At 72.2% G+C, this 14,293-nt stretch carries 12 protein-coding genes and 1 pseudogene; 4 read left to right on the forward strand and 9 right to left on the reverse strand.

Translation table 11 applies throughout. The features are described from left to right. Positions 1 to 106: 106 nt before the first annotated feature. Genes OG272_RS13880 through OG272_RS13890 form a run of 3 tightly spaced genes read right to left on the reverse strand, consistent with a single transcriptional unit; the run spans position 107 to position 3,295 of the window. A complete protein-coding gene (locus OG272_RS13880) occupies positions 107 to 1,573 on the reverse strand; it encodes a bifunctional RNase H/acid phosphatase (protein ID WP_405893468.1) in 1,467 nt (488 codons plus the stop codon). A 58-nt stretch (positions 1,574 to 1,631) separates the two neighbouring features. After that, positions 1,632 to 2,375: a C4-type zinc ribbon domain-containing protein gene (locus OG272_RS13885; protein ID WP_326585854.1), complete on the reverse strand. Its 744-nt coding sequence runs from the start codon at positions 2,373 to 2,375 to the stop codon at positions 1,632 to 1,634. Next, the gene (locus OG272_RS13890; protein WP_327729997.1) at positions 2,372 to 3,295 is read right to left on the reverse strand and encodes a Nif3-like dinuclear metal center hexameric protein; all 924 of its coding nucleotides are present in this window, start codon (positions 3,293 to 3,295) and stop codon (positions 2,372 to 2,374) included. Before OG272_RS13890 ends, OG272_RS13885 begins: the two co-directional genes overlap by 4 nt. Before the next feature lie 251 nt (positions 3,296 to 3,546). Here OG272_RS13890 and OG272_RS13895 point away from each other — a divergent pair, with 251 nt between their 5' ends. Both OG272_RS13895 and OG272_RS13900 read left to right on the forward strand, forming a co-directional pair. Then, positions 3,547 to 5,001, forward strand: a complete 1,455-nt coding sequence (locus OG272_RS13895; RefSeq protein ID WP_405893471.1) for a hypothetical protein — start codon at positions 3,547 to 3,549, stop codon at positions 4,999 to 5,001. Positions 5,002 to 5,132: 131 nt separating this feature from the next. Continuing rightward, positions 5,133 to 5,297, forward strand: a complete 165-nt coding sequence (locus OG272_RS13900; protein ID WP_326583204.1) for a hypothetical protein — start codon at positions 5,133 to 5,135, stop codon at positions 5,295 to 5,297. 254 nt (positions 5,298 to 5,551) lie between these two features. Here OG272_RS13900 and OG272_RS13905 read toward each other — a convergent pair whose 3' ends face one another. The 5 genes from OG272_RS13905 to OG272_RS13925 all read right to left on the reverse strand — a co-directional run bounded on the left by OG272_RS13905 (position 5,552) and on the right by OG272_RS13925 (position 10,566). Next, positions 5,552 to 6,529: a 3-oxoacyl-ACP reductase gene (locus OG272_RS13905; protein ID WP_405893473.1), complete on the reverse strand. Its 978-nt coding sequence runs from the start codon at positions 6,527 to 6,529 to the stop codon at positions 5,552 to 5,554. A gap of 35 nt (positions 6,530 to 6,564) precedes the next feature. Then, positions 6,565 to 7,641 (reverse strand): Zn-dependent alcohol dehydrogenase, encoded by a 1,077-nt coding sequence (locus tag OG272_RS13910; RefSeq protein WP_326583202.1) that lies wholly within the window; start codon positions 7,639 to 7,641, stop codon positions 6,565 to 6,567. Between the two features lie 122 nt (positions 7,642 to 7,763). Continuing rightward, positions 7,764 to 8,624: a MaoC/PaaZ C-terminal domain-containing protein gene (locus OG272_RS13915; RefSeq protein WP_405893475.1), complete on the reverse strand. Its 861-nt coding sequence runs from the start codon at positions 8,622 to 8,624 to the stop codon at positions 7,764 to 7,766. Positions 8,625 to 8,986: 362 nt separating this feature from the next. Then, entirely contained in the window at positions 8,987 to 10,021 is a 1,035-nt protein-coding gene (locus OG272_RS13920) for a hypothetical protein (RefSeq protein ID WP_405893477.1), read from the reverse strand. Next, positions 10,018 to 10,566 carry a SigE family RNA polymerase sigma factor gene (locus OG272_RS13925; RefSeq protein WP_405893479.1) on the reverse strand — a complete coding sequence of 183 codons (549 nt, stop codon included), beginning with the start codon at positions 10,564 to 10,566 and terminating at the stop codon, positions 10,018 to 10,020. The genes OG272_RS13920 and OG272_RS13925 overlap by 4 nt, the downstream gene beginning before the upstream one ends. Before the next feature lie 314 nt (positions 10,567 to 10,880). On the opposite strand from OG272_RS13925, the gene OG272_RS13930 reads away from it, so the two are divergent. Together OG272_RS13930 and OG272_RS13935 are read left to right on the forward strand one after the other, a co-directional pair. Continuing rightward, a complete protein-coding gene (locus OG272_RS13930; RefSeq protein WP_405893481.1) occupies positions 10,881 to 12,461 on the forward strand; it encodes an MFS transporter in 1,581 nt (526 codons plus the stop codon). 251 nt (positions 12,462 to 12,712) lie between these two features. After that, positions 12,713 to 13,387 carry a class I SAM-dependent methyltransferase gene (locus OG272_RS13935; RefSeq protein WP_405896018.1) on the forward strand — a complete coding sequence of 225 codons (675 nt, stop codon included), beginning with the start codon at positions 12,713 to 12,715 and terminating at the stop codon, positions 13,385 to 13,387. An 86-nt stretch (positions 13,388 to 13,473) separates the two neighbouring features. On the opposite strand, the pseudogene OG272_RS13940 reads toward OG272_RS13935, so the two are convergent. Further along, positions 13,474 to 14,274 (reverse strand): annotated as a pseudogene (locus OG272_RS13940) (TerD family protein); the annotation flags it as partial. Positions 14,275 to 14,293: the final 19 nt, after the last annotated feature.

The following is a 14,293-nucleotide window of genomic DNA, read 5'->3' on the forward strand; positions in this document are numbered from 1 at the left end:
CAGCGGCGGCGTTCAAGCCCGATGCGACGGCACCCAGGCCCCTAGGGCAGCGGCGACGCGCAAGCCCGATGCCCGACGCCACGGGCCGTCGGCCTCCACGCCCCGTTCAGCGCAGGTGTGACGTGTCGTTGAGGAGGCGGAGGGTCGCGTTGCCGTCCGCGTAGTACGCCAGGGCCGACAGGGAGGCCGCCGAGAGTTCCATGCGGAACAGGGACTCCGGGGGTGCGCCGAGGGCCAGGCGTACGAGGGTCTTGATCGGAGTGACGTGGGTGACGAGCAGGACGGTACGGCCTCGGTGCGCCGCGACCAGTTCGTCCCGGGTGGCGGCGACGCGGCGGGCCACGGCCTCGAAGCTCTCGCCGCCGCCGGTGGGTTCGGCGTCCGGGGAGGCCAGCCAGGCGTTCATGTCGTCCGGGTACCGTTCCCGCACCTCGCCGAAGCTCAGTCCCTCCCACGCGCCGAAGTCCGTCTCGCGCAGCCCGTCCTCGACGGTCACCGCGAGTCCCAGCCGGGCCGCGACGATCCCCGCCGTCTCACGGCATCGGGCCAACGGCGAGGACACGACGTCCTGGATCGTCCCCCGAGCCGCCAGCGCGGCCGCGACCCGCTCCGCCTGATACCGGCCGACATCGGAGAGGGACGGGTCCGAACCCCCGCTCCCCGAGAACCGTTTCTGGGGCGTGAGGGGGGTCTCGCCGTGCCGCAGCAGCACGAAGGTGGCGGGGGTGCCGAGATCGGGTGCCGCCGAGGCGACGTTCTCGGCGGCACGAAGGTCGGCGGCGGCTTTGACCTGGGTTTCGGTGGTCCGGCTGCGACCGCCAGGGGTCGGGGCGCGCCCGGTCGTGGAAAGGGCGGAGGCCGAGGCGGTGTCAGCCGAAGAGGCCGGGAGAGGAGTAGAGGCGCGGGCAGAGGGTGCGGCCGAGGCATCGGCACCGCTCACCGAGTCCGACGGACTCGCTCCGGCACGGTCGCCGGACCGGCCCCGAGGCTCCGCCAAGGCGTTCCCCGTCTCGCCCCGGGCCCCGGCCAAGGCCGCCCTGGCCTTCGCCGCGCCCGCCGTCGCGTCACCCGGCGGCCCCGACGGTTCGGGTGCGGCGGCGGCGGCCGCTCTCGCCGCCCGCGCGTCCAGGTCCGCCATGGACGCGGCGGCCGACCACTGTTCGCCGCGCTTCCCCGCGTCCATCGCCTCGTTGGCGAGCCGGTCCGCGTGCTTGTTCTGTTCTCGCGGCATCCACTCGTACGTCACGCGACCGGGCGGGAAGACGCGCGCGGCCTCGGCGGCGAGGGGCTTCATGTCGGGGTGTTTGATCTTCCAGCGGCCCGACATCTGTTCGACGACGAGCTTGGAGTCCATGCGGACCCGGACGGAGGCCGCCGGGTCCAGCTCGTACGCCGACTTCAGGCCCGCGATGAGGCCCCGGTACTCGGCGACGTTGTTCGTGGCGATCCCGATGTACTCGGCCGCCTCCGCCAGCGTCTCGCCCGTCACCGCGTCGAGGACGACGGAGCCGTAGCCCGCGGGCCCCGGGTTGCCCCGTGAACCGCCGTCGGCCTCGACGATGAACTCCCGCACGCCAAAAGCCCCTTACCGCCGTACCCCGCGTCGCCCCGCCGTCGCTCCGCACCGCGCCCTACAGGCCGGACTCCGCCGTACGCACCAGGATGCGGCCGCAGTTCTCGCAGCGGACGACCGTGTCGGGCGAGGCCTTGCGGATGTCGTTGATGTCGGTGATCGACAGCTCCTGGCGGCAGCCCTGGCAGGTGCGCTGGTACAGCTTGGCCGCGCCGATGCCGCCCTGCTGGTCGCGCAGCTTGTCGTAGAGCTTGAGGAGGTCCGCGGGGACCGCCGCCGAGATGACCTCGCGCTCCTTCGTCACCCTCGCCACCTCGCCGTCGATCTCCTCGAACGCGGCGTCCCGGCGCGCGGTCGCGTCGTCGACCTTGCCCTGGACGGCACCGACCCGCTCGGTCAGCTCGGCGACCCGCTCCTGCGTGGACTCCCGGCGCTCCATGACCTCCAGGACGATGTCCTCCAGGTCGCCCTGCCGCTTGGCGAGGGAGGCGATCTCGCGCTGGAGGTTCTCCAGGTCCTTCGGCGAGGAGACGGCACCCGAGTCGAGGCGCTGCTGGTCGCGGGTGGCGCGCTGGCGCACCTGGTCCACGTCCTGCTCGGCCTTGGTCTGGTCGCGGGCGGTGTCGCTCTCCTCGGTCTGCGCGGCCACGAGCAGGTCGCGCAGCTGGGTGTGGTCCTTCGTCAGCGACTCGATCTCGGCGTGCTCGGGCAGCGACCTCCGCCTGTGCGCCAGCTGCTGCAGGCGTACGTCGAGGTCCTGGACGTCGAGGAGTCGGATCTGGTCGGCGGGCGCGGCGTTCAGTTGGGGGCTCCCAGTGGGTCAGAAGAAGAGGGGGTGCGCGAAGCGCTCGGGGGAAGGGCGGTGGTGGGCGACGGGTGAGTGGACGCCGCGTGGGCGGTCCAGGGGTCGGTGACCGTCTTGGAGACGTGGACGCGCAGGTCCCATCCCTCTCGGTCGGAGATCTCGTCGAGCTGGGCGGCGGCCAGCTCGCACCAGGGCCATTCGGTGGCCCAGTGCGCCGCGTCGAGCAGCGCGAGAGGTGTGTGGGTGCCTTCCGTCGTACGGGCGACGGCTTCGGAGGCCGGGTGGTGACGCAGGTCCGCGGTGAGGAAGGCGTCGACACCGGCCGCGCGTACGTCGTCGAAGAGGCTGTCGCCGGAGCCGCCGCTGACGGCGACCGTGCGGACGAGCGCCTCGGGGTCGCCGGCGACCCGGATGCCCTGCGCGGTGGCGGGCAGCCGCTCGGCGGCCCGCGCGGCCAGTTCACGCACGGTCAGGGGGTGGTCCAGCTCGCAGACCCGGCCGAGACCGCGCCGCCCGGTGGGATCGGCGGGGTCCGGCACGAGGGGGCGTACGACCCTGAGGTCCAGCGCGCCGGCGAGGGCGTCGCTGACCCCGGGGTCGGCGGTGTCGGCGTTGGTGTGGGCGACGTGCAGCGCGATGTCGTGCTTGATGAGGGTGTGCACGACCCGGCCCTTGAAGGTGGAGGCCGCCACCGTCGTCGTACCGCGCAGATACAGCGGATGGTGGGTGACCAGCAGGTCGGCGCCCAGTTTCACCGCTTCCTCGACGATCTCCCGCACCGGGTCGACGGCGAACAGGACCCGCGCGACCTCCTGGTCGGGGTCCCCGCACACCGTGCCGACCGCGTCCCACCCCTCGGCCCTCTCGGGCGGCCAGAGGGCGTCGAGCGCGGCGATGACTTCAGACAGACGGGGCACGGACAAAGGCTACCTGCACTACTCCTGTCCCCGACCTGCCACGGTTCACTTGACCAGCCGCCCTCCTGTCCCGCGCACCGCCCCGTGCCGTCCCGCGCACCAGGACGCCCCCTCCGGCCTCGTCCGCCAGCACAGGATCGCCGTTCCCTCAGGCGAATCGGGCGACGAGCATCCTTATGTGTGAAGGGGGTGCGGGTTGTCCCACGTCTGTGCGTGCGAAAACTACCTTCGTCGCCGGAGGTGATCGAACGATGACGGCCTGTGCATCCCCACCACCCGCGACGGGCCACGGGAACGAGACGGGACAGGGGCACGAGACGGGACTGGAGCACGAGACGGGACAGCGGGGCGAGACAGCGCATGGGGACGACGGGAGGAACCCGACCGGAGGGAAGGACACGAGGGGAGGGCATGGCGGGAACGGCGGGAAGGGCGGGAACGTAGGGTCCGCGCCGCCCGGCTGTGTGATCACCGCCGACGGGTCGTACGCGGCGCGCCTCGCGCTCGACGGCGAGTCCTGGTTCCCCGAGCGCTGGACCCTCGACGGCCCCGAGCCGTACGCCGTCCCCCTGCCCGGCAACCAACCCGAGGAGCCCGGCACCGAAGTACTCCCCATGACCGACGGCCGGGTCCTCATCCACCGGCTGGCCGCCGGCCGGCACCTGTTCTCGCTCCTCTACCCGACCGGGCCCGGCACCGGGGAGCTCCCGCTCGGCGCCGTCGAATGCGCCGATCCGGCGGCCGAGTTGCGGCTGCTGTCGCCCGCGCCGTGCGGGGAGCGGGCGTACGCCCTCGCCCTGGGCCGGAGCGCCACGACGGTCTGGCTGGTGGCGGGCGGCGCGTTCGGGCCCGAGTTGCTGGCGCAGGTGCCGGGGCGGTGCTCGGGCGGGGTCTGGCTGGACGGGACGGGTCGGATGCTCGCCCTGGACCAGGAGTCGGGCGGCCGGACGAAGTCCGTGGTGGTCGATCTGGAGCAGGGCGGCGCGGTCTCGCCGTTGCTGCAGATCGCGGACGACAGCAACGACCGGGTACTGCTCGCCGACCCCGACAGCGGACTGCTCCTGATCCGCTCGGACGCGCCCTCTCCCGGTCACGACCGGCTGGGCTGGGGCGTGTTGGGCAGTACGCTCCCGGTTCGCTTCCCGGAGTGTCTGCGGGTTCCCGACGGCCACCGCATCACCCCCTTCGCCATCCAGCCGGGCCAGATCCTCACCCCCGAGAGCTGCGCGGTCGCGCTGCGCGTCGACGGGCCGCGGGGCAGCTGGGTCGGTGTCTGGCGGCCGGCCGCCCGCCGGATACTCCATCTGCCCGCTCCCGAGGGCTGGTTGGCCGGGGCCGGACTGTGGAGCCGGGAGGGCGTGCTGCAACTGCCCTACACGGCAGGGGCGGTGCGGTGCGGGGTGGCTCGGGTGGGGGTGCCCTGGGAGGCGACGGCGGAAGAATCTCAGGAGGAGTTCCGGGAGGGGGGTCGGGAGCAGGTTGGGGAGGGTGCGCGGGAGAGGGGGCCGGGCAGGGGGCCGGGCTGCGAGGAAGCCCTGCGGCAGGAGGTCGCGGACACGTCACTCCCGTCCAGGGCGCCGGGCGGGGAGCCGTCCACTGCGGAGCCGTCCGGTGCGGAGCCGTCCGCGCCTGGCGTCGCCCGGCCCGTGCCGTTGCAGCAGGCGCCGTTGGAGGGGCGAGTACCGGAGGAGGTGACCGTCGGGTGAAGGTGATGTGCGGGCTGCGGGCGAAGTGGACGCGGCGCGGGCGACACGCCCTCGGGCACCTTCGAGACGCACGCGGCCGCCCGTTAAAATTTCCCGCCGGTAAGAAGATCATTCGACGGGGAACACTTCCAATGAGCGACGTGCACACCACCCAGCCGCCCACTGCCGACCCCCACGAGGCGGTAGGCCACGGCAGGCACCGGGGCCAGATCTCGGCCCACGAAGCCGAGAAGACGACCCCTCGCGGGCGCCACCGCAAGCAGGCCGAACACACGGAGTCGACGACGTCCGCCTGACCGGCGACACGAGTCCTCTCCGGTCACCTCTGGAGAAACGTCAATTCGACGCCAGAACCGACCACCACGGCATCCGGCCCCGCCCGTCACCGACGGGCGGGGCCGTTGCGTTCCGGGGGCCGATGCTTGAGGGCCCGATCCTCACCGGGGGGCCGTTCCTTGCTAGGGGCCGTTCCGTTGCGGGGCCGTTCCGTTGCGGGACCGTTCCGTTGCGCGCGGGGCCGCGGCTCCCGCGACCCTCATGGGGTCGGCGGCTACGCCGAACCGCCCGCCGTTCCCTGCCCATGCCTGAGCCCCAGCACCTCCGCCGCCGCGAACGTCTCCCCCTCCGGCCGGTCGACGTAGTACGGCGTGAGCAACCCGTCCAGCTCGTCGTACGTGAACACGTCCTGCTTGGTGTCGAACTTCGCCTGGACGCGCGGCCGTTCGACGATCGCGACCATGCCGCCGTGTACGACGAAGAGCTGGCCGTTCACCTGTGCGGCGGCGGGTGAGGCGAGGTAGCCGACGAGGGGGGCGACGTGCTCGGGGGCGAGTGGGTCCAGTCCGCCGCCGTCGCCCTCGGGCGCCCCCGGCAGGCCCGCGAAGACGTCCTCGGTCATCCGGGTCCGGGCGCGCGGGCAGATGACGTTCGCGGTGACGCCGTACTTGGCGAGCGCGAGGGCCGTGGAGGTCGTCAGCCCGACGATTCCGCCTTTCGCGGCGGCGTAGTTGGGCTGCCCGGCGGAACCGGCGAGGAAGGCCTCGGAGGAGGTGTTCACCACGCGTCCGTACACCGGCGCGCCGTCACCCGACTTCGCCCGCGCACGCCAGTGGGCGGAGGCGAACCGGATCGTGTTGAAGTGCCCCTTGAGGTGCACCCGGACGACCGAGTCCCACTCGTCCTCGGACATGGAGAAGACCATGCGGTCGCGCAGGATGCCCGCGTTGTTGACGAGGATGTCCAGCTTGCCGAACCGGGCGACGGCCAACGCGACCAGTTCCCGGGCCTGTTCGTGGTCGGACACGTCGCCGATGTGCGACACCGCCTGACCGCCCGCCGCGCGGATCGACGCCGCGACCTCCTCGGCGGGCCCGGTGGACACCTCACCGGAACCGTCCCGCCCCGGCCGGCCGTAGTCGTTGACGACGACGGCCGCGCCCAGGCGGGCCAGTTCCCACGCCTCGGCCCGGCCGAGCCCGCGTCCCGCGCCGGTGACGATCGCGGACAGTCCTTCGAGCGGCAATGCCATCCCCGAGCCCCTCTCCTCTCGCACCCGGTCGGTGGTCAGATCTCGATGCAGGTCCGCAGGGCCACCCCGGTCCGCATCTGGTCCAGCGCCTCGTTGATGTCGGAGAGGGGCACGCGGTGCGTGATCAGGCCCGCGAGGTCGATACGGCCGGCCCGCCAGAGGGCGATGGTCCGCTCGTAGGAGCGCAGGACGTCTCCGCCGCCGTACATCGAGGGCAGGATCCGCTTCTCGTCGAAGAACAGCTCGAACATGCTGAGCTGGAGGAAGTCGTCCAGCGCGCCCGCACCGACCACGACGAGTGTGCCGCCGCGCCGGGTGGCCTCGTACGCGGTGCGGGCGGTGGTCGAGCGGCCGACGACCTCGAAGACGTAGTCGAAGCCCTCACCGGCGGTGACGGACTGCTTGGCGTCGGCCAGCTCCTCCGGCGAAATCGCCCTGGTGGCACCGAACTTGAGTGCCGCCTCGCGTCGCGAGACCACCGGGTCGACGGCGACGATCTCGGCGGCACCCTTGAGCCGGGCACCCTGGATCGCGGAGATGCCGACGCCGCCGCAGCCGATGACCGCGACCGACGAACCGGCCTCCACGTCGGCGGTGTTGAGGGCCGCGCCGAGTCCGGTGGTGACGCCGCAGCCGATGAGGGCGGCGATGTCGAAGGGCACGTCGTCCGGTATCGGCACCGCGCAGCCGGCGTCGACGACGACCTCCTCGGCGAAGGTGCCGGTGCCCGCGAAGCCGAAGACGTCGCCGGCGGGCCGTTTGAAGTTGGGCGTACCGGCGTTGAGGAATCCGGCCAGGCAGAGCTGCGTCTGGCCGCGCTTGCAGGCGGGACAGCTGCCGCAGGCGGGCAACCAGCACACGACGACCCGGTCGCCGGGCTTCAAGTTCCGTACGCCTTCTCCGACTTCGACTATCTCGCCGGCTCCCTCGTGCCCGGGGACGAACGGTCCGGGCTGCGGCAGCACCCCGGCCATCGCGGACAGGTCCGAGTGGCACAGCCCCGTGGCCCGCACCCGGATCCTCACCCTGCCCGGCCCGAAGCCCACCGCCTCGACGTCGTCGAGCACGTCGAGCTTGTCCTGGCCGATCTCGTGCAGTACGGCTGCGCGCATGGTGCGGCTCCTCCCGGGAGTACCTGTCCCCTACGGTTGCGCTGAGCTGCTCATTCGTCCGCTCAGTCGTCCGTTCAGTCGTCCGTTCATTCGTGCGCTGGTTCGTCCGCTCGCTCGTCCGCTCATTCGTGCTCGACGAGGGTGTCCGCCAGCACCGGTGCGTCGTCCCGCTCGACGGCGGCCACCGTCACCCGCACCGCGTGGTCGTCCGGCCGCCACATCCGGATGCGGAGGGTCTCGCCCGGGAAGACGACGCCCGCGAAGCGCGTCCCGTACGAGCGGACGCGGCCGACGTCCCCGCCGAGCACCGTGTCCACCACGGCCTTCAACGTCATCCCGTAGGTGCACAGCCCGTGCAGGATCGGCCGGTCGAATCCGGCGCGCCCCGCGAACTCCGGGTCGGCGTGCAACGGGTTCCAGTCACCGGAGAGGCGGTAGAGCAGCGCCTGGTCCTCACGGACGGCCCGCTCGACCTCCTTGTCGGGTGCGGTGGCCGGCGGTTCCTGCCGGGCGGACGGCCCACGCTCACCACCCCAACCGCCCTCTCCCCTGACGAAGATCTGCGCCTCGTTGACCCACAACGGCCCCTCGGCGTCGGCGACCTCGGTCCGCATCACGAGGACGGCCGCCTTGCCCTTGTCGTACACCGCCGCCACGCGCGAGGTCGCGGTCGCCCGCCCCTCGACGGGGATCGGCCGATGGAGCTCGACGCGTTGGCCGCCGTGCAGGACCTTGGCGAGGTCGACGTCGACGCCGGGGGCGTTCAGGCCGCCGATCACGTCCGGTGAGCCCGCGCCCGCGACGGTCGCGAAGCTCGGCAGGACGTGCAGCCGGGACTCCAGCGTGTAGCGCAGCTCGTCGGGGTCGGTCGCGGGGAGGCCGGCGCCGACACCGAGGTGATAGAGCAGGACGTCCTTACGACTCCACGCGATCTCGGCGGAACGGGGCTCGGCCGCGAGCGCCTTGGCTGCGTCGATGGGCATGGGGCTCCTGGGCGGTGTGGGGCGGGGGGCCGCCGGGGGGTCGGGGGTTCGATGCCGGGTGGCGGGTGGCGGGTGAGGTGGGCTGAGGAACCTCGGTACGACCGTCCGCACCAGCGGCCGCACCGAGGTCGTCACGTCCGACCCGGAACCCGCCCACCTAGAACGCGTTCCAGTCCGGCGAACCTCTGTATAGCCGAGCCACGTGCACATGTGAAGACTCCTGACAGTACGTCAGATTCGCGCCCTCCGCCCGGCACCCAACCCGTCGAGCTCCCCGCCACCCGGCGCACCCACGGCCTCCCCCCTCTCCCCCCGTCATCCGCTCGGCCGATCACCCGGTCCGCCGCCGGCGCCGCCGCTTCCTACTTCGTGACCTCCGCCGACCGGTACCCCACCCCCTCCGGCGCCAGCGCCACGAACCAGCTCGCCCGGGCGCCCTTCACCTCGACGATGCGGGGGTTGCGCAGGTCCGCGTGCCAGCCGTCGTCCCGGTCGCGCCGGACGTCGACGAAGGTGTCGTCGGACCAGGTGACGCGCACGTTCTGGGCGGTGGGGGCGACCTGGCCGATGACGAGGCGCTTGGGGGTGCCCTCCTTGTCCCAGTCGCCGGTGCGCAGGACCGTCGCGTAGGCCACCAGGTCCCTGCCCGAGAAGGTGTCCGCCTCGCCGTCGATCAACGCGACCGTCCGGTCCTCGCCCACCGTCAGATGCACGAAGTGCCAGCTCTTGCCCACGAGGTCGGCTGCGCCGTCCACGCCCGTCGGCTCGTCCCCGAACAGGCCCATCGCGGCCAGCTGCTCGGAGGCCTCCTCCTTGTTCTTCGGCGCGTCCCAGACGTCGATCGCCACTCGCCAGACCGTGCCCTGATCCCGCCCCTCGGCCAGGGTGCTCCGCCACGGCTCGTTCCTGACCCGGGCGTCGGGAGTCACCACCTCCGTCGGCACCGGGGCCGTCGCCGCCGGCGCCACCCGTCCCCGGCCGCCGTCCGTCACCGCCAGCGCCAGCGTCCCCGTGGTGCCCCCGATCACCACGGCCGCGGCAGCGGCTACCACCCAGCGGCGGGCCTTGCGGCGCCGGCCTCCCCGTACGACCGCCTGGTAGGGGGCTATACCGATCTCCGCCGCGTCGGCCGCGTCCGCCAGGAGGAAGGCGATGTCTCTCTCCAGCGCGGTGCTGTGCGAGAGGTCGTGGTGCGCGAGGCCGTTGTGCGCGAGGCCGTTGTGCGAGAGGTCGAGGTCGTTGTGAGTGCTGTCGCCGTGCTTCATCTGCTGGTTCGCCTTCCCGTCCACGCCTTCCGCGCGTTCCGTGCCATCCGCGCCGTTCATTGCGTTCGTGCTGTTCATGCCGTTCGTGCCGTCCCCGCCGTCCATGCCGGCCGAGCCATCCGCGTTCCTCACTTGCGGCCCCCCTGCGTCACCATCTCCGCCAGTCCCGGTATGGCGCGGAGCTTCGCGATTCCCTTCGCCGCGTTGCTCTTCACCGTGCCCACGGAACAGCCCATCGCCTCCGCCGTCCGCCCCTCGCTCAGGTCCTCCCAGTACCGCAGGACCACGGCTTCGCGCTGGCGCGGCGGCAGTTGGGACAGGGCCGTCAGCAAGGCGCTGCGGTCGTCGGCCTGGGCGATGCGGTCACCGCTGTCGGGGAGCTCGGGCACGAGGTCCGAGTCGCTCCGGGGCGCCAGGAACTCCTTGAGGCGTCTACGGTGCTTGCGCGCGTGGGCGTTGATCATCACGCGCCGTACGTAGGTGTCCGGGTCGTCCGTCGAGCCGACGCGGCGCCAGGCCACGTACACCTGCTCCAGCGTCGTCTGGACCAGGTCCTCCGCGGCGTGCTGCTCCCCCGTGAGAAGAAACGCCGTACGCATCAGCCGTGGCCAGCGGCCGACGAGGAAGCTCTGGAACCCCTCGTCCCGAGCGTCCCTGGCCTGCTTCCGATCCCCCATGAGCACCTCCTAGATGCTTTTAACAGTCCATGAGGGCGCGGATCCGTTGCCTCGTCCCGCGAGAAATCTCCAGGCCCGACGACTGCCCTGGCCAGCCGCCCTGGTCGGCCGCCTGACCAGCCGCCTTCACCAACCACTTCGGCGAGCCGCCTCGGCGACCCACCTTGACGAACCGTCACTTTCCCATGAGCGGGTCAAGTTTTCGTTAGTCACTCAAAACAACGGAATAGTTGCCCAGGCGCACGAGGTTCAGGCGGCATCTACCGTCACCGTCACCGTCACCGTCACCGTCACCGGCCAGGAGGCCCCGCTCCATGACCCAGCCGCACACACCGCAGACGACCGGTCGGCCCACCACGAGAGCGACGAGCACCAGCGGAGCGCTCGTCCCGGTGCTGGCCTTCGCGGGGATCGTGGTCGCGGTGATGCAGACCCTGCTGGTCCCGGTGATCAAGGATCTCCCTCAACTGCTGGACACCTCTCCCGGCAACGCGACCTGGGTGCTGACCTCGACCCTGCTGTCCGGCGCCGTGGCCACGCCGATCATGGGCCGTCTCGGCGACCTCTACGGCAAGCGCCGCATGCTGCTCGTCAGCCTGGCCGTGATGGTGGTCGGCGCGCTGATCAGTGCCTTCACCAGCGCGCTCGTTCCGATGATCGTCGGCCGTACCCTCCAGGGCGTCGCCATGGGCGCGATCCCGCTGGGCATCGGCCTGATGCGGGACGAACTGCCCCGCGAACGCCTCGGCTCCGCCATGGGCCTGATGAGTTCGTCCATCGGCGTCGGCGGCGGACTCGCGCTGCCGCTCGCCGCCGCGGTCGCCCAGAACACCGACTGGCACGTCCTCTTCTTCGGCGCCGCCGGCCTCGGTGTCCTCTCCATCGTGCTGACCCTCTTCGCCGTACCGGAGACGAAGACCCGTGCGAAGGGCACCTTCGACCACCTCGGCGCGCTCGGCCTCTCCCTCGGTCTCGTCCTCTTCCTCCTGCCGATCACCAAGGGCAGCGACTGGGGCTGGACCTCCGCGACCACGCTCGGCCTGTTCGGGGCGTCGGCCCTGGTCCTGCTGCTCTGGGGCGTTCTGGAGCTGCGCATCCCCGCGCCGCTGGTCGATCTGCGCACCACCGCCCGCCGCGAGGTACTCCTCACCAACCTCGCCTCGATCATGGTCGGCGTCTCCTTCTACGTCGTCTCCCTCGTCCTGCCGCAGCTCCTCCAGCTGCCCTCCTCCACCGGCTACGGCCTCGGGCAGTCGATGATCGTCGCCGGCCTGTGCGTGGCTCCGCTCGGCCTGACGATGATGTTCACCGCGCCGGTCTATGCCCGGATCTCCGCCAAGTACGGGCCCAGGAGCACTCTCATCCTGGGGCTGCTGATCATCGCGGTCGGCTACGGCGCGGGCCTCGGCCTGATGAGCGCCGCCTGGCAGACCGTGATCGTGTCGGTGGTCCTGGGCGCGGGCATCGGCCTCGCCTACTCCTCGCTCCCGGCGCTGATCATCGGCGCCGTCGACCCGTCCGAGACGGGCGCGGCGAACGGACTCAACACGCTCATGCGTTCCATCGGTACGTCCGTGTCGAGCGCCGTCATCGGCATGGTGCTGGCCAGCACCGCGAACCAGGTAGGTGGCGTCGCGGTCCCGACGATGCACGGTTTCCGCGTCTCCTTCCTCATCGCCACGGCCGCGGTCGCCGTCGGCCTCCTCCTGGCCGTCTTCCTCCCGAGCCGCCGCCCCTCGCAGGGGCTGACGCTCCGCGCGAGCAGCGAGGGCGGGCCCGACGCGGCCTCCAGGGAGGACAGGGCTGCCGTCGCCCGCCAGGCCGAGGGGCTGCGCCCCTTCGACCCCCATCCGCGGGTGCGTGGGGGCTGGTCGCGCAGTTCCCCGCGCCCCTGAAGAGCAGGGGCTGCGCCCCATGCTCTTCAGGCCCCGCAGCCGTCGTCTTCCAGGCCCGCAGGGCCTGGTCTTTGAGGGGCGCGGGGAACTCCGCGAGAAGCCCCACCGGACCCGCACCCGCCAACCGACCGAAGCCCCCCGAACCCTCCCGCCGGTCACCGCATGGCAGCATGGGGCGCCCCCAACGACGTACGGCCCTGGCGCTCGTGCGTCAGGGCACGGCCAGCGCGTACGACGACACGGAGGACCCCATGTCCGCGGCACCCAACCCCCCGGCCACTCCGGCGCCCAAGCCGGAGATTCTCGGCGCCTTCGAGTCGGCGAAGGGGTTCATGCCGGTCGGTGAGGGGCTGGCGTTGTACGCGGCGGCGCTGGAGGCTGGGCGGCTGGGGCTGCCGTTGCTGGAGGTGGGGACGTACTGCGGTCGGTCGACGATCCTGTTGGCCGATGCCGCCCGTGAGACGGGGGTCACCGCGATCACGGTCGATCATCACCGGGGCAGCGAGGAGCAGCAGCCTGGCTGGGAGTACCACGACGAGTCCACCGTCGACCCCGAGGTGGGCCGGATGGACACGCTCCCCACCTTCCGCCGCACCCTCCACAAGGCGGGCCTGGAGGACCACGTCGTCGCGGTCGTCGGCCGTTCCCCGCAGGTCGCCGCCTTCTGGGGCACCCCCCTCGGCCTCGTCTTCGTCGACGGCGGCCACACCGACGAGCACGCCACCGCCGACTACGAGGGCTGGGCCCCGCACGTCGCCCCGGACGGCCTCCTCGTCATCCACGACGTCTTCCCCGACCCGGAGGACGAGTTCACCGGGCAGGCCCCGTACCGCGTCTACCTCCGCGCCCTCGCCTCCGGCGCCTTCACGGAGGTCTCGGCGACGGACTCGCTGCGGGTGCTGCGGCGTACGGGTCCGGGGATCTGAGCCGTACGGGTCCGGGATGCTGAGAGCCGTACGGGTCCGGGGAGCTGAGAGCCGTACGGGTCCGGGGAGCTGAGAGCCGTACGGCCCTACGCCACCTCTATGCCGTAATCCTGCATCAGTTCCTCCAGGCCGCCGCGGTACCCCTTGCCGCCGATGACGAAGTCCCAGTCGCCGTTGGCCCGGCGGCGGAAGGAGCCGAGGGTGAGTGCCGTTTCGGCGGCGCGGCCGTCTGAGACGTCCAGGCGGCCCTGTTCGGCGCGGGAGGGGTCCAGGAGGCGGATGCCGGCGTCGGTGAAGCCGGAGAGGTCGGCGTCGGGGTTCACCGCCGGGTCGATCGCGGCCACGAGGACGAGGCGGTCGGCCTCCGCCGGCAGCGCGTCGAAGGAGACCAGGATCGCCGCCTTGTCGGGATCGGTCGGCGGGACGGCGCGGACCGACCCGTCGGGAGTGCGGGAGTTGTTGTAGAACACGAAGTGGTCGTCGCTGAGGACCCGGTTGCCGTGGCAGACGAGCGCGCAGACGTCCAGGGCGACGCCGCCGGTCCAGTACATGCCGAGGACGCTGTGGTCGTCCGGGGCCGGGGCCGCCCCGTTCGAGGCGTCCGCCGGGGTCCGCTGGGCGGGCAGCACCACGGTGGGATCGGTCGAGGACATGGGAGCCGGAGCGGCGCGCTCGCCCGTCCCCAGGCGCCCCCGGAGTCCGTGCCGGTGGAGCAGGTCGACGAGTTCGCGGCCCGAGACCAGCTCCAGCGGTTTGCCGTTGGCGAAGGTGTGGGAGCCGGGGCCGAACTTGGACGTCGTCACCAGGACGCCCTTGTTGGCGCCGGCGTCCTGGAGCGTGCCGTAGAGGTCACGGACGGCGGGTCGGGTCGGCGGGACGGTGTTGCGTTGACATGCTCCTTGCCCT

This window comes from Streptomyces sp. NBC_00104, from assembly GCF_045160825.1.
Classification (GTDB): domain Bacteria; phylum Actinomycetota; class Actinomycetes; order Streptomycetales; family Streptomycetaceae; genus Streptomyces.

What these genes read in the sequence shown, in the direction of transcription:
- OG272_RS13930 (WP_405893481.1), top strand. Translation starts at nt 10,881, where the DNA reads ATGACCCAGCCGCACACACCGCAGACGACCGGTCGGCCCACCACGAGA.
- OG272_RS13895 (WP_405893471.1), top strand. Translation starts at nt 3,547, where the DNA reads ATGACGGCCTGTGCATCCCCACCACCCGCGACGGGCCACGGGAACGAG.
- OG272_RS13900 (WP_326583204.1), top strand. Translation starts at nt 5,133, where the DNA reads ATGAGCGACGTGCACACCACCCAGCCGCCCACTGCCGACCCCCACGAG.
- OG272_RS13935 (WP_405896018.1), top strand. Translation starts at nt 12,713, where the DNA reads ATGTCCGCGGCACCCAACCCCCCGGCCACTCCGGCGCCCAAGCCGGAG.
- OG272_RS13905 (WP_405893473.1), bottom strand. Translation starts at nt 6,529, where the DNA reads ATGGCATTGCCGCTCGAAGGACTGTCCGCGATCGTCACCGGCGCGGGA.
- OG272_RS13910 (WP_326583202.1), bottom strand. Translation starts at nt 7,641, where the DNA reads ATGCGCGCAGCCGTACTGCACGAGATCGGCCAGGACAAGCTCGACGTG.
- OG272_RS13915 (WP_405893475.1), bottom strand. Translation starts at nt 8,624, where the DNA reads ATGCCCATCGACGCAGCCAAGGCGCTCGCGGCCGAGCCCCGTTCCGCC.
- OG272_RS13925 (WP_405893479.1), bottom strand. Translation starts at nt 10,566, where the DNA reads ATGGGGGATCGGAAGCAGGCCAGGGACGCTCGGGACGAGGGGTTCCAG.